Annotated in this window: 14 protein-coding genes and 1 riboswitch; of the genes, 12 read left to right on the forward strand and 2 right to left on the reverse strand. The window is 57.6% G+C overall.

Translation table 11 applies throughout. The features are described 5' to 3' along the window. The first annotated feature begins 126 nt into the window (after positions 1-126). Positions 127-1,632, forward strand: a complete 1,506-nt coding sequence (locus tag CFT68_RS05640; RefSeq protein WP_088842422.1) for an alpha-amylase — start codon at positions 127-129, stop codon at positions 1,630-1,632. 112 nt (positions 1,633-1,744) lie between these two features. On the opposite strand, the gene CFT68_RS05645 is transcribed toward CFT68_RS05640, so the two are convergent. Continuing rightward, positions 1,745-2,320, reverse strand: a complete 576-nt coding sequence (locus CFT68_RS05645; protein WP_088842423.1) for a DUF3109 family protein — start codon at positions 2,318-2,320, stop codon at positions 1,745-1,747. A gap of 120 nt (positions 2,321-2,440) precedes the next feature. Then, the gene (locus CFT68_RS05650; protein WP_088842424.1) at positions 2,441-3,640 is read right to left on the reverse strand and encodes a glycosyltransferase family 4 protein; all 1,200 of its coding nucleotides are present in this window, start codon (positions 3,638-3,640) and stop codon (positions 2,441-2,443) included. A 154-nt stretch (positions 3,641-3,794) separates the two neighbouring features. On the opposite strand from CFT68_RS05650, the gene CFT68_RS05655 reads away from it, so the two are divergent. The 11 genes from CFT68_RS05655 (at position 3,795) to CFT68_RS05705 (ending at position 21,139) form a co-directional block, all read left to right on the forward strand. Beyond that, positions 3,795-4,469 (forward strand): response regulator, encoded by a 675-nt coding sequence (locus CFT68_RS05655; RefSeq protein WP_088843687.1) that lies wholly within the window; start codon positions 3,795-3,797, stop codon positions 4,467-4,469. 303 nt (positions 4,470-4,772) lie between these two features. Beyond that, positions 4,773-6,140: a sensor histidine kinase gene (locus CFT68_RS05660; protein WP_088842425.1), complete on the forward strand. Its 1,368-nt coding sequence runs from the start codon at positions 4,773-4,775 to the stop codon at positions 6,138-6,140. Between the two features lie 73 nt (positions 6,141-6,213). Then, on the forward strand, positions 6,214-6,483 hold the full coding sequence (locus CFT68_RS05665) for a hypothetical protein (RefSeq protein WP_141106461.1): 270 nt from the start codon (positions 6,214-6,216) through the stop codon (positions 6,481-6,483). A gap of 227 nt (positions 6,484-6,710) precedes the next feature. Then, positions 6,711-8,081, forward strand: coding sequence for a DUF2254 domain-containing protein (locus CFT68_RS05670; protein WP_088842427.1), 1,371 nt, complete (start codon positions 6,711-6,713; stop codon positions 8,079-8,081). Between the two features lie 231 nt (positions 8,082-8,312). After that, on the forward strand, positions 8,313-9,470 hold the full coding sequence (locus CFT68_RS05675; RefSeq protein ID WP_088842428.1) for an efflux RND transporter periplasmic adaptor subunit: 1,158 nt from the start codon (positions 8,313-8,315) through the stop codon (positions 9,468-9,470). A gap of 131 nt (positions 9,471-9,601) precedes the next feature. Then, on the forward strand, positions 9,602-12,793 hold the full coding sequence (locus tag CFT68_RS05680; protein ID WP_088842429.1) for an efflux RND transporter permease subunit: 3,192 nt from the start codon (positions 9,602-9,604) through the stop codon (positions 12,791-12,793). Positions 12,794-13,039: 246 nt separating this feature from the next. Then, a complete protein-coding gene (locus tag CFT68_RS05685; protein ID WP_088842430.1) occupies positions 13,040-14,524 on the forward strand; it encodes an efflux transporter outer membrane subunit in 1,485 nt (494 codons plus the stop codon). A gap of 181 nt (positions 14,525-14,705) precedes the next feature. After that, a riboswitch (SAM riboswitch) is annotated at positions 14,706-14,799 on the forward strand. A gap of 458 nt (positions 14,800-15,257) precedes the next feature. After that, positions 15,258-16,283: an ATP-grasp domain-containing protein gene (locus tag CFT68_RS05690; RefSeq protein WP_245815284.1), complete on the forward strand. Its 1,026-nt coding sequence runs from the start codon at positions 15,258-15,260 to the stop codon at positions 16,281-16,283. Beyond that, positions 16,283-17,308: an LLM class flavin-dependent oxidoreductase gene (locus CFT68_RS05695; RefSeq protein WP_088842431.1), complete on the forward strand. Its 1,026-nt coding sequence runs from the start codon at positions 16,283-16,285 to the stop codon at positions 17,306-17,308. The genes CFT68_RS05690 and CFT68_RS05695 overlap by 1 nt, the downstream gene beginning before the upstream one ends. Before the next feature lie 159 nt (positions 17,309-17,467). Continuing rightward, on the forward strand, positions 17,468-18,781 hold the full coding sequence (gene chrA / locus CFT68_RS05700; protein ID WP_088842432.1) for a chromate efflux transporter: 1,314 nt from the start codon (positions 17,468-17,470) through the stop codon (positions 18,779-18,781). A gap of 105 nt (positions 18,782-18,886) precedes the next feature. After that, positions 18,887-21,139, forward strand: a complete 2,253-nt coding sequence (locus CFT68_RS05705) for an ATP-dependent helicase (RefSeq protein WP_088842433.1) — start codon at positions 18,887-18,889, stop codon at positions 21,137-21,139. Positions 21,140-21,171: the final 32 nt, after the last annotated feature.

Genomic DNA, 21,171 nt, shown 5'->3' on the forward strand with positions numbered 1-21,171 from the left:
CGTCATTATAGCATTGTTAGCACGTCAATACAGCATAGGATTAACAAAATATTATGGAACATTTCCGGGTTCTATGCTCTAGTATTGTAACGTTCTCAATACCCCCACAACCAAAACACCCACCGTATGAAAACCCCATTTCGGCAGCCTCTTGTAGGCCTGCTGCTAGGCGGAGCATTGCTCACTGCTTCTTGCTCCAAAGAGAACCTAGCGCCCTCCTCTCCTGCTGCTCCGGTAGCTTCCAACAACACCCAAAATGCTACGGCCGTTAATGGCGTGATGCTGCAAGGGTTTTACTGGGATGTGCCGATCAGCAATACGCAGGGCACTTGGTGGCAGGTGCTGGGCAGCAAAGCCACCGAGTTCAGCACGGCCGGTTTCACGGCTGTTTGGCTGCCACCGGCCTACAAAGGCAGTGGCATCAATGATGTAGGCTACGGCGTATATGACCGCTACGACCTGGGCGAATTCAATCAGAAAGGCACGGTTGCCACCCGCTACGGCACACTGTCCCAGCTACAGTCGGCCATTACGGCACTGCACGGCAAAGGCATTCAGGTGTACGAGGATATGGTAATGAACCATCTGACCTCGGCCGATGCACAGGAGCAATTCAGCTACAACGGCACCAATTACAACGTGTACACCAGCTTCACCTATCCGGGTCGTGGCAACACGTATAGCTCGTTTAAGTGGCACTATTACAACTTCAACGGTACGCAGCAGGCGCCTAATAATGGCTGGTATCAGTGGAATGCCTGGGATTTCAACTCCTACGCCAACGGTGATGCCTACGATAACCTGCTAGGCTCGGAAATCCGATACGCCGACGTAAATCAGCGGACGGAAACCAAGAACTGGGGCAACTGGATTACGACCAAGCTAGGCCTAGACGGCTACCGCCTCGATGCCACCAAACACATTCAGACCGGCTTTGTGAATGAGTGGCTGGATGCGGTGAAAGGCACCAGCGGCCGCTTTGCGGTGAGTGAGGCTTGGTTCCGCAACCTCACAGATATGAATAACTACGCGTCGGCGACGGGCGGCCGCACCAGTCTGTTCGACGTGCCGCTGCACTATACCTTCCAGAGCATGAGCAGCGGCAACGGTGCCTGGGATATGCGCGGGCTGCAATTTGCGGGCTTCACGGAAGCCAACGGGCCACTGTCGGTCTCCTTCGTAGATAACCACGACACCGACCAGACCGGCGGCGCGCTGTTTTCGCCAGTGGTAAACCTCAAAATGCTGGCCTACGCCTACATTCTGACCCGCGAGAAAGGTTACCCCTGCGTCTTCTACAAAGACTATTACAACTACAACCTGGGCACGCAAATCAGCAAGCTGATGCAGATCCGGAAGGCTAATGCTTTCGGCTCGGCCTACGAATACACCAGCGTGGATGATGCCGATTATTACGCCTACTCCCGCGCCGGCGACGCCACCCACAAAGGCTTGATGATGATCTTGAATGACGGCGGATCTGCCCGTACCAAAGGCATCACTTCCCCTTTCAAAAGCGCCACGCTGACCGACAAGACTGGCAACTATGCTGGCACCATCACCACGGATGCCAACGGTTACGGCAACTTCCCGGTACAGGCCCGCAGCTACTCGGTGTGGGTTCCTAACTAGGGAACTACAAACATGTAGACCAGTAAATTATCCAGCACAAAAAAGGCTAACCAACTGGTTAGCCTTTTTTGTGCGTACTGGCCTAGCCCGTTGTATAGGCCTCTTATCTTGACTATTTCTCGGGTGTGCCGTGCTCAATCTCGTGCACCAGTTCGCCGTACCACTCCTCGCCGTATTTGCGCACGAGTGGTTCTTTCAGGAACTGATAGATGCGTACACCCAAGTTCGCGCCGAATGAACAGGCCGGGTTGCAGATATTCCAACGGTCGTAGTTGAGGGCATCGAAGTCCTCGTACTTCGTGATGCGGATGGGATATAGGTGGCAGCTGATGGGCTTCTTGAAGCTGGTGGCACCGGCCAGATAAGCCTGCTCGATGCCGCACTTCAGAATACCGCGCTCATCGTAGAGCGCGTAGGCGCACTCCCGGTCGTTGATGGTAGTGGTGCTGTAGTCGCCTTCCCAGTCTTTGATGTAGAGACCTTGCTGCTCAATGGCCTGCTGCCCGGCTTCCGTCAGAAAGGGCTTGATGGCCGCGTATTCCTGTTCCAGAATCTGCAGCTCATTGGCTTCCAGGGGGGCACCCAGGTCGCCTTCTACGCAGCAGGCACCTTTGCAGGCTTCCAGATTGCACACGAAGAAATTATCCCGCACGTCATCCGAGATGACGGTATTTTGTATGATGATCATGTCGTAGTTTGCTCGCTAATCGTGCCTCTTGGTTCTCCTGGGTGCCGCGAAATGACTTAGCCAACATCTACGCCCCTACCCCAGTTCACTACAAGAAACAGCGCCGCAAAGATACCGGAATTAGGCCAGCTTCAGCAGAATCTGCTCAGTGAGCTCGCACTGCCGCACGTACGAGTACTCCGCCTGGGCCCGCTGGCTCGCCGACTGGCCTAGCGCCTCCCGCAGCGCGGGTTGCGTCAGGCACTGCAGCACCTGGTGTACGCACGCCGCTACATTGCGCAAGGGGTACAGTAGGCCAGTCTGGCCATCCTGCACAATTTCCAGGGTGCCGCCGGTGGCGCTGGCTACCACCGGCAGGCCCGCGGCCATGGCCTCAATTGTTACCATGCCGTAGGTTTCGCTCACGGAGGCCAGCACAAACACATCAATGGCGCGGTAGAATACTTCCGTTTTAGGGCTAAACGGGAGGATATGCACCTGCTCCCGCAGCCCTAGTCGCGTGATTTGCGCCTGCAGGTGCTGCCAGTATTCGTCGCCTTCGTTGCGGGTCAGCTCGCCCATGAGGACCAGCTCTACGGGTTGCTGGTGTTGGGTGCGGAGCTGATGCAGCACGTCAATGACAAAGTCCTGGCCTTTGCCATCATCAAACCGGCCTAGCACGCCCAGCAGCAAGGGGTGCTGCGGTAGCTGGAGTTGCTCGCGCGCCTCCTGCTGAGTCAGGCCCGGCTCCAGGAAACGTGCTAAGTCTATTCCCAGCGGCACTACATGCACCCGGGCTGGGTTGAAGCGCGTCATCTCAGTTACTTGCCGCGCTAGGCCAGGTAGTGGCGAAAGCCACGCTTCAATCAGACTGAAACGCCAGGTGTGAAACCAGTCGCGTTTCGGAATCCCGATCTGCATGTGCTGCTGATAGACTACGTGCAACTCATTGCCCAACAACAGCTTGAGCAACACTACGAAGCCCAGGTCTTTGTTCTGCGTAACCAGCAGCCGGCTGATGCCATGCTTGCGCAGGTACTGCGCTACTTGCTGGGCGGCGGGCAGTGCCACAGATTTGCGGCGGGTGCTTATCGTTTCGTAGGCCAGTTGTTCGCAGGCGGCCCACTCGGCAAGCGGCGAGGCGGGCGGAATCAGCAGCGTAATGTCCCAGCCCCGCTCCCGCATCCAGCCTGAGAACTTGATGGTATTGATTTCCAGCCCCCCTAAGCTATCGGAAAGGCAGAGAATGGCCAGCCGTTGCTTGCTGTTAGCTTTTTCCCCGCCTTGTCCGGACGGTGAGGAAGTGTTCGAAATCTGCTGACCTTCTTTTCCTGTGTGCATACCTCTGACCTGAAATCAGCTGCGAAGTAACGGAGTGAGAAGTTATAGCCACCAAAAGACGCGGGCCGCTGCTCCGGAGTTGGCTTGCGAAGTGGCCTAGAACAACTCCTTTTACCGCAAAAGGGTACAGGGAGTTATGTACCTTGCAGCCAGCATGAAAATACTGTTGGTGGAAGATGAGCCCAAGCTCGCTTCGTTTGTCAGGAAAGGTTTTGAAAACGAAGGATACGAAATTGAAGTGGCCTACGACGGACGCATGGGCCACTCTCTGGCCCAGCAGCAGCGCTACGAGTTGATTATTCTGGACGTGAATCTGCCCTACATCAACGGCTTTGAGCTGTGCCGACAGATCCGGCTGCAGGACCCGCACGTGCCCATTCTGCTGCTCACGGCCCTCGACAGCCTCGATGACAAGGTAACCGGGTTTGAGGCCGGCACCGACGATTACCTCGTGAAGCCCTTCGAGTTCAAGGAGTTGCTGTTGCGGGCGCGGGTGCTTACGCGCCGCCACACCGAGGCGGCGCGTAAGCACCCGCTGCGCATTGCCGATCTGGAGCTGAATCTCGATTCCAAAACCGTGACGCGCGCCGGCCAGCGCATCGACCTCACAACCAAGGAATACTCCTTGTTGGAGTATCTGCTGCTGAACCGGGGCAAGGTCATTTCGCGCGTGGATATTGCCGAGAAAGTCTGGGAGCTCAACTTCGATACCAACACTAACGTGATTGACGTGTACGTGAGCTACCTGCGCAAAAAGCTCGACAAAGGCTACGACACCAAGCTAATACATACGGTGGTAGGCATGGGCTACGTGCTCCGCGAGGGGTAGCGTGCTTCGTCATGGCGAGCAGGTGGCGCATCAAACCAGTGTCGATGTACCCGGAGAAGAGCGTAACTAATCATTGCTCTTTTCGGGCTCGAATTCGCCAGACAACGCCCCATCCGTCATTGCGAGGACGAAGGACGAAGCAATCTTTCCTTCCTCAAAGCACGAGTTTTTCACAACTCTTCGTGACTGCAGATAAAGAGCGTGCGACAAGGAAAGATTGCTTCGCTCCGCTCGCAATGACACACTAGCCCCACTAAAGAATGGCCTAGGCCACTCTAACGTTCACTTCCCCATTTCACCTCTATGCTGATCCGGAACAAGCTGATATTGCGCTTTACGCTACTCGTAGTGGGCATCCAGCTGTGTTTTTCGATCTTCCTGTATTATTTCCATGCTACTACGCGGGAGCAGCGCTTCCTAAACCGCCTGGCCGGAAAGGCTACCATGACGGCCCGCGTAATTGTGCGCCGCGACACCCTGAACGAACAGCTCCTGCGCACCCTACACCGCCGCGACTTATTCACAGTGCCGGGCGAACAGATCAGTATTTACGGGGAGGGCCAGCACCTGCTCTACACCAGCGCCGACAATCTCAGCCAGAAGTTCAACTCCCAGTATCTGGCTAAAATTCGGCCGGGCCGGCCGGTGCATTTTAAAGACGGCTTGCTGGAAACCATCGGGATTTACTACAAGCACCACGGCCACCCCTACTGGATTTTTTCGGCGGGTCACGACGATTTTGGGCATCAGCAATTAGAGAAGTTAGGTCTGATCTTGCTGGCCGCCAATATTGGCTCGTTGGTGCTCATTATCCTGGCCGGCTGGTATTTTGCCGATGAGTCGTTGAAGCCGATTGCCCGCATTGTAGGCCAGGTGGAGCGCATCACGGCCTCGCGCCTGAACGCCCGCGTAGATGAAGGCAATGGCACCGATGAAATTGCCCAACTGGCCCGCACTTTCAACCATATGCTGGGCGGCGTGGAGCAGGCCTTTGAATCGCAGAAAACCTTCCTGAGTAACGCTTCCCACGAGCTTCGGACGCCGCTGGCCAACGTCCTCGGCACGCTGGAAACCTCCCTGGCCTACGACCACGACCTGCCGGAAGCCAAGCACAGCATGAGCTCGGCGGTGGAAGAAATAAAGAAGCTGATTGCCCTCACCAACGGCCTGCTCTCCCTGGCGAAAGTCACGGACCCCGCGTTTCAGCAGGAGCCCGTGCGACTCGATGAATGCCTGACCCAAGCCATCGGCACCTGCGAAACCAAGCACCCGGGCCGCGCCATAAAGTTGCAATTCGGGCTGCTGCCGCCGGAAGTGGAGGATATGTTTACGGTGCGCGGCAACGCCCAACTCCTTACTACCGCCCTCCTGAACATCATTGATAACGCTTGCAAATACTCCTCAGCGGAGGTGCAGGTTGAGTTGGGCTACTTGAGCCCGGGTGTTATTCAGGTTAAAGTGACAGACTCGGGTATTGGCATGGAACCCCACGAGCTGGCCCGGATTTACGAGCCCCTCTACCGGGCCGGCAACGGCAACAGTGCCCCCGGCTATGGCCTAGGCCTGCCCATGACGCGCAAAATTGTGCTTGTGCATGGCGGCGACATTCGCCTGACCTCAGCAGTAGGCCAGGGCACCACGGCCGAAGTGTCGTTGCCCGCGGCCTCCTAGGCCAGTGTGGGCGTTAATATCTTCTAATATTCTTCTCATACGGTTCTAATCTTGCCGGGCGTGTTTTGCGCTGATGATGGCAAGATCCACTTCTTCCGCCTCCCGAAACCGGCTCTTGGTGTGGCTACTGGTAGGCACACTGCTGCTTTCCACGGGGCTCAATCTGTACTTGCTCTTCCAGGGCCCCGATTACCCCGAAGACTACGCATTTGCTACCCCTCTGCTCGAAACAGCAACTGAGGTAGAGTTGCAGGAAGCCCGCAGGGCGCTGGCCGAGTGCCGGGCCGGCTACTCCTTCACGCCCGATAGTCTAACCCATGCTTCAACTTCCTGGGAGCCCTAAATCGCACGCTGACACTACCTACCCCACCGAATAGCTTGCTGCTTTTCGTTGGTGGCCTGAAATGGTCCTTCTGATCAGGAGCGCGTATGCCCTAATTAGGTACTGCACAAACTCTATGGACCAGGTTTTTTCACTTCCTGGACAAGCATTTTCCGCACCCTGCTCATTGGGGTATACGTACGTGGCATGCCCCGGCCACCGGCTCTTCTACCCTGACTTACTGCCTTATGCTTTTTAACCCTCAACAATACTGGCAGAAATTGCGGGAATCCTTGTGGTTCGTGCCGTGTCTGATAGTGTTGGGGGCCTGCGGAGTGGCCTACGGCGTGATTGAGTTTGATGCGCGCACCTCCTTCGATGGCGACAAGCAGTTTCCCTTGCTGTTTGGTGCAGGGGCCGAGGGCTCGCGGGGCATGCTCACGGCCATTGCGGGCTCTATGCTCACGGTAGCGGCGCTGGTATTTTCCCTTACCCTTTCTTCCATCTCGCAGGTAAGCAGCCAGTACTCGCCACGGGTGCTGCGCAACTTCATGAGCGACCGGGGCAACCAGGTGGTGATGGGGTATTTCGTGGGCGTATTTACGTATTGCCTGATTGTGCTGGGCACCATTCGGGGCACTGATGAGCAGCGCTTTGTGCCCTCTACGGCGGTGCTGCTAGGCCTGGTTTTCGCGCTGGGCGGCGTGGTGGCTCTCATCTATTTCATCCACCACATTGCCGAATCGTTGCAAACGGGCACTATTCTGCAGCGCATCAGTGAAGAAACCTTGCAGGCCATGAACAGGATGTTCCCCAAGGAACTGGGCGAGCCTGCTGAGCTGCCCGAATCAGAAGCGCTTCTGTCTGCTTTTTCTGAAAACGCTGCTACCTGGCGGCCTGTGCGCACTTCGCAGGCCGGATATGTGCAGCGGATAGATGGGCCGGCACTTCTGGAGTGGGCCACTCAGCACAACGCGTTGCTGCGCATAGAGCAAGCCATTGGAGCGTTTGTAGGGGAGCAAACCCTGCTGTTCCAGGTGCAGCCCGATTCGGCAGCGGCAAGCCCACTTTCTGCAAAGGCCTTGGAGGAGCTACCCAGCCACCTGGTTATCGGGCGGCATCGTAATACCGAACAGGATGTGGCCTTTGGTATTCAGCAGCTCGTTGATATTGCCCTCCGGTCGCTTTCGCCCGGCATCAACGACACGACTACTGCCATCATGGCCATTGATTACCTGGGGCTGACCAGCCAGCGGTTGGCCAGCCGGACCTTCCCCTCCCGCCTGCGTTCCGACGGAGAGCAGCCCCGAGTGCTGACTACGGCCCTGGATTTTCCCGGCTACCTAAGGCTCCTATTCGATCTGGTGCGCCTGAACGCCAAAGGCAACCACACCGTGTTCCGGCGGCTTCTTCGGGCCCTGGCCCTAACAGCTGAAGCCGCGCATACCAAGGAGCGAAAATCGGCCGTGCACACCCAGGCCACCCTCCTGCTTAGCTACGCCGAACAAACCCTGGCCACGGAAGACGAAAAGCGCTCCGTGCGCGCGCTTCACGCAGAGCTGCTGCACTTCTGGGAGGTTCCGCTGAGCAACCGGCTTCAGTACCAGGCAGAGGCCTAGCTCAGCGGCCGCTTCGCAGCCAGGCCAGCCTCCGGGTGCTCATTCCCCACTAACCTCCCTCGATTACGTGTGGGCGGCGGCAGCATTCTACTCCATGCCTAAAAATGCTCCGTCCGGCAGCAAAGAGGCTTTTTTAATGTCTTCTAATGTCATTCTAATTTCATGCTAATGTTACGGAAGGAGCTTTGAAACATCCTACACGATTTCCGTGCGGGTTGTCCCCTCCTCCGTATGTTTCCTCTCCGTTCCTTTCGCTACACGGTTCTTACCTTACTTTTTCCGCCGCTGCTAGGCTTGGGCCTGAGCGGCTGCGGCGCCAACTCGCAAGCGGAAAACACCAAGCCCGAAGCACCTCCCACGCTGCCCGTGGCGCAACTCGTAGCCCGCGACACAGTACTGAGTCACGAGTACGTAGCCGATATTCAGGCCGTGCGCAACGTAGAAATCAGGGCGCGGGTAGAAGGTTTTCTGGAGCAGATTTACGTGGATGAGGGTAAGCCTGTCCGCAAAGGGCAACTGCTGTTCCGCATCAACGATGCGCCCTACAAAACCCAGCTCAGCCAGGCCCGTGCCGTGCTCGGCAGCGCCAAAGCCCAAGCCCAGGTAGCCAAGCTGGAGCTAAGCCGCGTGCAGTTGCTGACCGCCAAAAACATCATTTCCAAGACGGAACTCGACGTAGCACAGGCCAAATACTGCGCCGCCCAGGCCCAGATCGACGAGGCCCGCTCCGCCGAAACTGCCGCCGCGCTTAGCCTCTCCTACACGCAAGTGCGCGCTCCGTTTGATGGGGTTATTAACCGCATTCCGCTCAAAATGGGCAGCGTAATTGAAGATGGCACCCTGCTCACAACGGTGTCGGATACGCGGGCCGTATATGCCTACTTCAACGTTTCGGAGGCCGAGTATTTAGAATATACCCGCAACGGTCAGCAAGACTCGGCCCGCAGCACCAACAACGCCCGCCTGGTGCTGGCCGATGGCTCTACCTACAATGTGAAGGGCAAAATTGAAACCGTAGAAGGTCAGTTTCAGGCCAATACCGGCTCCATTGCCTTCCGGGCTCGTTTTGACAACCCCGACAAACTCCTACGCCACGGTGCTAGCGGCAAGGTACGCATCACCAATACCGTATCTGATGCAGTACTGGTGCCTCAGAAAGCGGTGTTCGAGATTCAGGACAAAAACTATGTTTTCCTGGTGGATAACGCCGGCAAGGTGCAGCAGCACGAGTTCAAGCCCAAAACACGGCTAGCCACCTATTACCTGGTGGCCTCGGGCCTGAAACCGGGGCAGCGCGTGGTGTGCGAAGGCACCCAAGATTTGCGCAACGGCGCCCAAATCACCCCCCGGATGGTCACGCTCAGCAGCCTCGTATCGGTGCTGCCGTAGGCAAAACGTCACGGCGTGTTCGGCTTTTAGGCTTGCGAGGGGACATTGCTCCTGGAAGTCTGAACGCGTCGTGGCGTAATACGGCCGCCTAGGCCAGTCGCCTGCTTTTCTCCCCTCCTGATGTTGTTGCTATGCTTGCATTGTTCATTCGGCGGCCGGTGTTGTCGCTGGTCATATCCTTGTTTATTACCCTGTTAGGTGGCCTAGCGCTGTTCACGCTGCCCATCACGCAGTTCCCCGACATTGTACCGCCTTCCGTAACCGTTACGGCCCGCTACACCGGCGCCAACGCGGAAGTCTGCGCCAAGGCCGTGGCTACGCCCCTGGAACGCGCCATCAATGGCGTGCCGGGCATGACCTACATTTCCTCGGTGAGCAGCAACAGCGGCATCACGCTCATTACGGTGTTCTTCCAGGTAGGCACCGACCCCGACCTGGCGGCCGTAAACGTGCAGAACCGCGTGCAAACGGTAATCGACGAGTTGCCGGAAGAGGTTATCAAGGCGGGCGTGAGTACTGAGAAAGAGGTGAACAGCATGCTGCTCTACCTCAACGTGATGAGCGAAGACCCCAAGGTGAGCGAGAAGTTCATCTACAACTTCGCTGATATCAACGTATTGCAGGAGCTCAAGCGCATTGATGGCGTGGGCTTCGCTGAAATCATGGGCCAGCGCGAGTACTCCATGCGCGTGTGGCTGCAGCCCGACCGCATGCTGGCCTACAACGTGTCGGCTGATGAAGTAATCGAAGCCATCCGGGCCCAGAACGTGGAGGCGGCGCCGGGTAAATCGGGCGAGAGCTCGGGCCAGGATGCGCAGGTGCTGCAATATGTACTGCGCTACACCGGCAAGCTCTTCGAGCCCAAGCAGTACGAGGATATTGTGCTGCGCGCCGAGCCCGACGGCTCCATGCTTCGCCTCAAGGACGTGGCCAAAGTGAAGTTCGACGTACTCAGCTACGGCATGGTATCCAAGATTGATGGCAAGCCCTCAGCAGCCATCATGCTCAAGCAGCGCCCCGGCTCCAACGCCTCCGATGTAATTAAGCAGGTGAAGGAGCGCATGGCCGACCTAAAGGTATCGTCGTTTCCGCCCGGCATGACCTACAACGTGGCCTACGACGTGTCGCGGTTCCTCGATGCGTCTATCCATGAGGTACTGCGCACGCTGGTGGAGGCCTTCCTGCTGGTGTTCGTGGTGGTGTACCTGTTTCTGCAAGACTGGCGCTCCACGCTGATTCCGGCGCTGGCCGTGCCGGTGGCGTTGGTGGGCACGCTGTTTTTCATGCAGCTACTGGGCTTCAGCATCAACCTGCTCACGCTCTTTGCGCTGGTGCTGGCCATTGGTATTGTGGTCGATAATGCCATTGTAGTGGTGGAAGCGGTGCACGCTAAAATGCACGAGAAGCACCTTTCCGCCATGGATGCTACCCTGGAAGCCATGTCGGAAATTGGGGGCGCCATAGTAGCCATTACGCTGGTGATGTCGGCGGTATTCGTGCCGGTATCGTTCATGGAAGGCCCGGTAGGCGTGTTCTACCGCCAGTTCTCCCTCACGCTGGCTATTTCCATCGTGATTTCCGGGGTGAATGCCCTCACCCTCACACCGGCTCTGTGCGCGCTGATGCTGAAGCCCACGCACGCCATTGAAGGCGATACGCCGGATGCCGCCGATGGCCGACGGCTAGGCCTAATGGATCGGTTCTTTGCGGGCTTCAACCGCCGCTATGAGTCGATGGCTACCGGCTACCGCAACCTGGTGCGAACCGTGGCTAATCACCGCATCATTACCATAGGCCTACTGATCGGTTTCTGCGTGGCAACCTGGGGCGTAAACTCCATCCTTCCTTCCGGCTTCATCCCGACGGAAGACCAGGGCATGATTTACGTGAACGTGACCACGCCGCCCGGCGCCACAGTGGAACGCACCGAGAAAGTGCTCGACCAGATTCAGAAAGCCGCTGCCAAGCTCGGCCCGGTAGAGTCCGTTTCGACGCTGGCTGGCTATAGCCTTATGAACGAGGTGGCCGGCGCTTCTTACGGCATGAGCATGATCAACCTCAAGGCCTGGGACGACCGGAAGGAGTCCGTAACGGAGCTGATTGCCCTGCTCAACGAGCAAACCAAGCACATCAACGACGCTGACATTCAGTTCTTCCCACCGCCCACCGTGCCCGGCTTCGGTAACTCCAGCGGCTTCGAGCTGCGCCTCCTCGACCGCACCGGACGCGGCGACTTGCAGCAAACGGCCAAAGTTTCCAACGACTTCATCACGGCCCTGGCCAAAACACCCGCCGTGGGCGCGGCCTTCACCGGCTTCGATGCCAGCTTCCCACAGTACCTCATTCACGTCGATCAGGACCAGGCCGCCAAGAAGGGCGTGACTGTGGATAAGGCCATGAGCACGCTGCAAACCCTCATGGGCTCGTTTTACGCCTCCAACTTCATCCGCTTCGGGCAGATGTACAAGGTGATGGTGCAGGCCGATCCCAGCTTCCGGACCAAGCCCGAAGATGTGCTGAAAATGTACGTCAAGAACGACCGCAACGAGATGGTGCCCTACTCCAGCTTTGTGCGCTTGGAACGCGTGTACGGCCCCGAGCAGCTCACGCGCTACAACATGTACACCTCAGCCATGCTCAACGGCGACGCCGCCCCCGGCTTCTCCTCCGGCGACGTGATTAAGACCATTGAGCAGGTAGCCGCCAAAGAGCTGCCCCGCGGCTACAGCTACGAGTGGAGCGGCATGACGCGCGAGCAAATTCTGAGCGGCAACCAGGCGCTCTACGTGTTTGCCATCGTGCTGGTGTTTGTGTACCTACTGCTGGCGGCCCAGTATGAGAGCTTCCTGCTGCCGCTGCCGGTAATCCTGAGCCTGCCTACCGGCATCTTCGGGGCCTTCCTATTCCTGAAGCTGCTAGGCCTGGAAAACAACATCTACGCCCAGGTTTCGCTGGTTATGCTAATTGGCCTGCTGGGTAAAAACGCCATCCTCATCATTGAGTTTGCGGTGCTGCGCCGCAAAGAAGGTGCCTCAGCTCTAGAGGCCGCCGTGGAAGGTGGTTACTCGCGCCTCCGCCCTATCCTGATGACTTCCTTCGCCTTCATTGCCGGCCTGATTCCGCTGTGCATAGCCACTGGCGCGGGCGCCCTTGGCAACCGCTCCATCGGTACGGCCGCGGCAGGCGGCATGTTCATCGGCACCCTGTTCGGCGTCGTCCTGATTCCGGGGCTGTATGTGCTCTTCGCCGGGCGCGAAGGCAAGGCCAAAAAGAAGAAGCCCAAACAGCTAACCGAAGCCGAACCAGTTCACGCCACGGCATAGTACTGCCCGCAAATTCAATCTAGCAGCCAGGGCATTCAAACTTGGTCGTCATGCTGAGCGCAGTCGAAGCATCTCTACCGCTTCTCTAGGCCAGTTGTTTAGCCAGAGGTAGAGATGCTTCGACTACGCTCAGCATGACAATTACTGCAGCAACATCAGCACGCGAGCTGCCCCAACAAGCGCAGCATGACACACCTGATTATAACCGTCTAGCTACTAGCTACCACTTACCGCTAGTCTTCCTCCATGACCTTTCCTCCCCTTAGCATTTTTACCCGTCGATTTCTTCCAGCCCTGACTGGCCTAGCGCTGGCCACGGGCTGCCGCGTTGCCGAGCCCGTTCCGACTCCGGCCGCTTCTCCCATGCCAGCCAGCTTCACGCAGGCAGCCACCCCGGATTCGGCGGGCGTGGCGGCGTTGACGTGGCGGCAGTTTTTCGGGGATAAGAATCTGGTATGCCTCATTGATACCGCCCTGCAGGCAAATCCAGATTTGCGGATTGCGGTACAGCGTATTGAAATAGCCCGGGCCAACCTGCGGGTGCAGCGCGGCGCCTTGCTGCCCAGTGTGGATGCCGTAGCCAGCGCCGGCGTAGACCGCTACGGCGCCTACACACTAAACGGTGTCGGCAACTACGATACCAACCTCTCGCCCAACATTGATAGCCGCCAGCGCATCCCTACGCCCACTCCTGACTTTTTTCTGGGCCTACGCAGTTCCTGGGAAATCGACTTGTGGGGTAAGCTAAGTCAGCGCAAACAGGCCGCTTACCTGCGCCTGCTCGCTACCGAGAAAGGCCGCCATCTGGTAGAAACGGCCTTGGTTGCGCAAGTAGCTAGTCTGTATTTCGATTTGCTGGCCCTGGATAATGAGCTGGCCGTGCTGGGCAAAAACCAGCGCCTGCAGGAAAGTGGCCTAAAGATAGTAAAAGTGCAGAAGCAAGCCGGCCGGGCCAACGAGCTGGCCGTGCAGCAGTTCAGGGCGCAGCTCCTGCGCACCCGCAGCCTGGAAGCCGAAGCCCGTCAGCGCATTGTAGCCGCCGAAAACGAGCTAAACCGACTACTAGGCCGTTATCCGCAGCGCATTGCGCGTGGCTTGCCCATTTTGCAGCAGCCCTTACCCGCCCGTGTGCAGGCCGGTTTGCCCGCCACTATGCTCCTAAAGCGCCCCGATGTGCAACAAGCTGAGCTGGAGCTGGTGGCCGCCCGCGCCGATGTTGCTGCCGCCCGCGCCGCCTTTCTGCCTTCGCTCACGCTCACGCCGTACGTGGGCCTGAATGCCTACAAAGCTTCCCTCCTGTTCAATGCGCCTAGTTCCTTAGCTATTGGTGCGCTGGCCGGACTTGCGGGTCCGATCATCAACCGCAACGCGCTCAAGGCCAACTACAGCCGATCCGCCGCCGAGCAGCAGGTGGCCTACTTTGAGTATCAGAAAGCTATGCAAACGGGCTTCGAGGAAGTGGTAACCAACCTGCGCGGCATCGGCAACTACCAGCGCATGTACGAGTTGCAGCAGCAAGAAGTAGAAGCTCTCAACCAGGCCGTTTCCATCTCCGATGACCTGTTTAAAGCCAACTACGCCACCTATCTGGAGGTCATCACGGCCCAGCGCAGCGTGCTGGAAGCTGAGTTGAACCTGAGCAATACCCGCCGCCAGCAGTTCCTGCGCCTCATCGATCTATATCGCTCCCTGGGCGGCGGCTGGACGCCTACCACTACTGTGAAGAAATAGGCAGCCCGTTTTTCACCAAAAGGCCAAGCCGCCGCTCACTCAGGGCTGAGTGGCGGCGGCTTTCTCGTGTAGTGCCTAGACGTATAAACTTACCCCGAAATATTGCGGCTAGGCCACTATTGCAACTTTCAATTCTGACGCCTTACCTTTGAGGAGTCAATTCTTTCTGACCAAAGGATTGTTTTTATACAGAGGCGTGGAGAGACAGGCTCGACGAAACGCCGGCAACCCCCAGTGATGAGCTGGAACGGTGCCAAGTCCTGACCATATAAAAACAAGTTGCCGTGGCTACTACCAACAACTTTCTCGCCCCTTCTCCCGCTTTCGTTGCTATGCAACAGCCTTGTTGTGCCCTGCGCACCCAGGCCGTTTGCATGCCTTGCGTGTGCATGGGTTGTTGTTGTTAGGTAGCCTCTACGCTTCGTAGTCTACGGTTTTCGCCTTCCCCGATGCATTCATTGGGAATGCTGGCGGCCGCTGCGCTGATTTCTGCCGGCGCTTTACCTTCTCTGTGTTTTCTGCTGCGCCGATTCGGCGGCCGTGTACTCTCGCGGGTTGGCTGTCGTGTAGGCCACTAGCGCCAGAGAATCGGGTTTCAGCAGGCTTATAGGCCACTACGTGCTTCTCTCAGAATACATCTGCGCCTGTCCGGCGCTGAGCTTTTCGCTGGCCGAAAACCGCTTAGGTAGGCCGGTTTCTTTTCGCTGTTTCCATTATTTCCCCTCCTTACTTCATGTCGCACGCTCAAAAGCCCATTGGCATCTATTTCGAACACCCTGAGTGGTTTAAGCCCCTGTTTGCCGAGCTGGACCGCCGCGGACTGGCCTACGAGAAAATCGACGCCGCTCATCACCTCTTCGACCCCTCGGAAAAAGAGAGCCGCTACTCCTTGGTAGTGAACCGCATGAGTTCCTCAGCCTATTTGCGCGGTCACGGCCAGGGCATCTTCCACACGGCTGGCTATGCCACGCACCTGGAGCGTATTGGTACGCGCATTATCAATGGCTCGGCGGCTACGGCCATCGAAACTAACAAGGCCCGTCAGCTTTCCTTGTTCTCTTCATTGGGCCTGAAGTTCCCGAAGTCCTTTGTAGTAAACCACGCCTCACGTATTGCAGATGCCGCCCGGCAACTGCAGTTCCCCATCGTGGTGAAAGTGAACATTGGCGGCAGCGGCGCGGGCATTATCCGCTTTGACACGATTGAAGGCGTAGAGGCGGCCGTGGCCGCTGGCCAGATTGACCTAGGCATCGACCAAACGGCCTTGGTACAGGAATACGTAACGCCCCACGGCGGCAACATTCACCGCGTAGAAACGCTGAATGGCAAGTTTCTGTACGCCATGAAGGTGTACACCACCGGCGAAAGTTTCAACCTCTGCCCCGCCGAAATCTGCCAGATTCCGGAGGAACAATCGGCGGAGTTCTGCCTCACGGAGGCGCCTAAAAAAGGTATTCAGGTGGAAGCTTTCACGCCCCCAGCCGAGGTAATTGAAGCCGTGGAGCGCATTGTGGCCGCTGCTAAGATTGACGTGGGTGGCATCGAATACCTGATTGATGACCGCACCGGCGACGTGCTATTCTACGACATCAACGCCCTCTCCAACTTCGTGGCCGACGCCGTGAATGTGGTGGGCTTCGACCCCTACGCCCGCTTCGTGGACTACCTCGAAACGCAGCTGCCCGGCGCTAAGTCAGGCGCAGCACCTGTTGGTGCTGATTTCATTACTTCTTCCCCCGCTGACCTCATCGCACAATAATGAGATACGGATATTGGATGCCCGTTTTTGGCGGGTGGCTGCGCAACGTCGAGGACGAAAACATGCGCGCCGACTGGGACTATGTGAAAACGCTGGCCCAACGCAGCGAAGAGCTCGGCTACGACCTTTCGCTCATCGCGGAGCTGAATCTCAACGATATCAAGGGCGAAGAAGCCCCTTCCCTGGATGCCTGGAGCACGGCCGCCGCCCTGGCCGCCGTCACGAAGAAACTAGAGCTGATGGTGGCCGTGCGGCCCACCTTCCACTCGCCGGCCCTGCTGGCCAAGCAAGCCGCCAACATCGACCACATCAGTGGTGGCCGGTTGTCATTGAACGTGGTGTCGTCGTGGTGGCAGGATGAGGCCAAGAAGTACGGCGTGCACTTCGAGCAGCACGACGACCGTTACGCCCGCACCGCCGAGTGGCTGCACGTGGTCGATAACCTCTGGAAGCAGGACCACTTCACCTTCGAGGGCAAGTTCTACAAGGTAACCGACTCCATTCTGCAGCCCAAGCCGGTGTCGCGCCCCCGGCCGTTCCTCTACGCCGGTGGCGAATCGGAAGCCGCCAAAAACCTCATTGCCGCACAGTGCGACGGCTACGTCATGCACGGCGACGAGCCCGAGGCCATCGGCCGCCGCATTCAGGACCTGAGCCAGCGCCGTGAGAAGCTCGGCTTGCCACCCATGAAGTTTGGGGTGGCTGCCTACTCTGTGGTGCGCAACACGGAGCAGGAAGTGAAGAAGGAGCTGGAGCGCATCACCAACGTGAACGGTTCGGCGGCCGGCTACAAAAACTACCAGCAGTGGCTGGCTGGCACTCAGCTCGAAAACCAGGTATCGCTGCAGGATTACTCGGTCTCGAACCGTGGCCTGCGCTCCGGCCTCACCGGCACCCCCGACCAGGTAGCCGAGCGCATCGCCGCCTTCGAAGCTGTGGGCGTCGATCTGTTCCTGCTCCAGTGCAGCCCGCAGCTGGAGGAAATGGAGCGGTTCTCGGAAGCAGTGATTCAGGTACTGGCCTAGGCCAGTGGCCAGTTCGATAGACCACCAAAACTGTCATTCCGAGCAAAGCGAGGAATCTGGGTTAGCTTCTTATAAGTGAGCCAGATTCCTCGCTTTGCTCGGAATGACAGTTTTAGGCCACCTTCAACGCCCTAATGCTTTTCTCCTTACTCTTGCCCTATGGAATCAGCTTTACCTGTTGCTTCAGCCGATGTTCCCGTTGCGGCGCCAGTGTCTTTCGCGGAGGCATTTCGCTTCTGGCTGAAGCTCGGGTTCATCAGCTTCGGCGGGCCAGCTGGCCAGATTGCCATGATGAACGAGTATGTGGTAGAACGCCGCCGCTGGCTGGATGAGGAGCAGTTTCTGCATGCTTTGAACTATTGCATGCTCCTACCCGGCCCCGAGGCGCAACAGCTGGCCACCTACATTGGGTGGCTGCTCCACGGCGTGCGGGGTGGCCTAGTGGCGGGCGGCCTGTTCGTGCTGCCCTCGGTGTTTATGCTGCTGGGCTTGAGCTGGGCGTATGTGGAATATGGCACGGTGCCCGCGGTGGCTGGGCTGCTGTATGGACTGAAGCCGGCCGTAGTTGCCATTGTGCTGGGGGCGCTGTTGAAGATTGGAGAAAAAGCCCTGAAAACGCCTCTACATATGCTGATGGCACTGGCCAGCTTTCTGGCGCTGTTCGTAGGCCACTTGCCGTTCCCGGTGGTAGTGTTCAGCGCCTTGCTGCTCGGCCTATTGGTGCAACGCTGGCAGCCAACCTGGCTGGGCATGAAGCTAACAGCCCCGGAAACTATTCCAACTACTGAACCTAGTAACCACAAGTGGCCTAGACGAGTGGCCAAAGCCCTCCTGATTGCGCTAGGCCTCTGGATAATTCCGGTAGCAGCTGCCGGGCTGCTCACTGGCGAATGGAGCTTCTGGTGGCAGCTGACGCGGTTTTTCACTACGGCGGCGCTGGTTACGTTCGGCGGGGCCTACGCCGTGCTGCCTTATGTGGCCCAGGTAGCAGTCGAGAAATTTCACTGGCTCACACGCCTGCAAATGGTCGATGGCTTGGCCCTCGGCGAAACCACGCCGGGCCCACTTATTATGGTGCTCACCTTCGTCGGGTTCATGGGTGCCTGGCAACACGGTGGGCACTCGGTGGTGTGGGGGGCGGCGGGGCTCCTGCTCACCACTTTTTACACCTTCCTGCCGAGCTTCCTGTTCATTTTTGTGGGCGCCCCGCTGGTGGAGCGCACGCGCCAGGATGACCGTGTGAAAGCGGCCTTGAGTGTCGTCACGGCAGCTGTGGTGGGGGTTATCCTGAACCTCGGCATTTATCTCGGCCAGGCAGTTGTGTGGCCGCAGGGAATTCAAGCTTCGCCAGATTGGTTTAGCCTCGTATGGGCAGTGCTTTCGGTGGGCGCGCTGCGCTGGGGCAAGGTGAATCTCATCCTCTGGATTGGCGTGAGTGCCTTGGTCGGCTGGGGGTATACCTGGCTGTTCTAGGCCACTTTTCCTCCTCAAACGCTGCAAAACGGCCTCGGCATTCCCCTACCAAAGCCCTACCTTTGCTAAGTAGCCAATAAGCTTAGTTTCCGACTAATAGACCGAATGGGACTCGATTATCTTTCTCTATTGAACCCCTCGCAGGCCGCTGCCGTGATGCAAATCGATGGCCCCTGCATGATTATAGCGGGTGCCGGCTCGGGCAAAACCCGGGTGCTCACTTACCGCATTGCCAACCTGCTGGAAAAAAACGTTGATCCGTTCAACATCCTGGCCCTCACCTTTACCAACAAGGCGGCCAAGGAGATGCGCGCCCGTATTGAAAAGGTAGTTGGCCCCGAGGCCAAAAACCTCTGGATGGGCACCTTCCACAGCATTTTCGCCCGCATTCTGCGCTCCGAAGCCGATAAAATCGGCTACCCCCGCTCCTTCACTATCTACGATACTCAGGATTCCAAAACTCTGATCGGCCAGATTGTGAAAGAGCTGGAGCTGGACGATAAGCTCTACAAGCCCAACCTCGTGCTCGGCCGTATTTCGGCGGCGAAAAACAAGCTCATTTCGGTGCAGCAATACCTCAACGACCCCGTAATCAAGCAGGACGATGAGGCCGCCCTCCGCCCCAAGATCGGGGTGCTGTACCAGCAGTACGCCAGCCGGTGCTTCAAGGCCGGTGCCATGGACTTCGACGACTTGCTCTACCAGACCAACGTCCTGTTCAAAGACCACCCCGATGTACTGAACAAGTACCAGAACATCTTCAAGTATGTGATGGTGGATGAGTACCAGGACACCAACTACTCGCAGTACCTGATTGCGCGCAAGCTGGCGGCCAAGGAGCGCAACATCTGCGTGGTGGGTGATGATGCGCAAAGCATTTACGCCTTCCGGGGCGCTGATATTCAGAACATTCTAAATTTCGAGAAAGACTACCCGGAGCTGCAGGTGTTCAAGCTGGAGCAGAACTACCGCTCCACCAAGAACATTGTGTGGGCCGCCAACTCGGTTATCAAGAACAACCAAGCTCAGCTGCGCAAAGACGTTTTCTCGGATAACGAGGACGGCCCGCTGATTGAAGTGCTGAAAGCTGCCTCCGATAACGAGGAGGGCAAACTGGTGGCGCAAAGCATCTACGAGGACAAGATGAACCACCATCTTTCCTACGACGACTTTGCCATCCTGTACCGCACCAATGCCCAGAGCCGGGCGATGGAGGAATCCTTGCGCAAGCTCAACATCAAGTATAAGATTGTAGGCGGCCTGAGCTTCTATCAGCGCAAGGAAATCAAGGACTTAGTGGCCTACCTGCGCCTGACGGTAAACCCCAATGACGAGCAGGCCCTGCGCCGCGTCATCAACTACCCCAAGCGCGGCATCGGCGATACCACGCTGGCCAAGCTCATCAACTCGGCCGAGGAATCGAACCACACCATCTGGGAAGTGGTCAGCAATGCCGACAAGTTTTTGCCGACTCGCACAGCGAATCCGATTGTCGATTTCGCGGAGAAGATAAAGGCCTATACCGCTGTAGCGGCCAAGGAAGATGCCTTTGAGGCGGCCAAGTTCATTGCCAAGAACTCGGGCATGATTGAGGAGCTGTATGCTGACAAGAGCATCGAGGGCCTCTCCCGCTACGAGAACATTCAGGAACTCCTGAACGGGGTGAAGGCCTACACCGAGGACCCCGAGCGGGAGGATAAGTCGCTGGGTGCCTTCCTGCAGGATATTGCCCTCGTGACCGACGCCGACACCAAGGACGCGCAGAGCGAAGGCGAGCAGGTGACGCTTATGACCATTCACTCGGCCAAGGGCCTGGAGTTCCGCAATGTATACATCGTGGGCATGGAGGAAAACCTCTTCCCTTCCCAGATGATGATTACGTCGCGGGCTGATTTGGAGGAAGAGCGCCGCCTGTTTTACGTGGCCATCACGCGGGCCGAGAAGAAGCTCACGCTGAGCTACGCTACCTCGCGCTATCAGTGGGGCAACCTGCGCAGCTGCGAGAAAAGCCGCTTTCTCGACGAAATTGATCCGCAGTATGTTGATTTCAAGTTCTCTTCAGGTCCGGCTGGCAGCCCCATGGACTCGGCCTTTGGCCATGTACTAGAGCGCCGCAGCAACCTCATTCCAGCAGCGCCGCGCAAAACGGTAGCCACCAAGTACGTGGCACCTTCTGACTTTCAGCCTTCCGATACCAGCAACCTGCAAAACGGGCAGCGCGTGGAGCATCCGAAATTTGGTTTTGGGCAGGTGACGAAACTCGAAAACCAGAACGGCTCGGTAAAAGCCATTATTCAGTTTGAAGAAGTTGGGGAGAAGACGTTGCTGCTGAGCTTTGCCAAATTGCGCATCGTCTAAAGCCTAAACCTATCATTTCCTTCTGCGTTCAG

It is taken from the genome of Hymenobacter gelipurpurascens (assembly GCF_900187375.1).
In the GTDB taxonomy this organism is placed as follows: Bacteria; Bacteroidota; Bacteroidia; order Cytophagales; family Hymenobacteraceae; genus Hymenobacter; species Hymenobacter gelipurpurascens.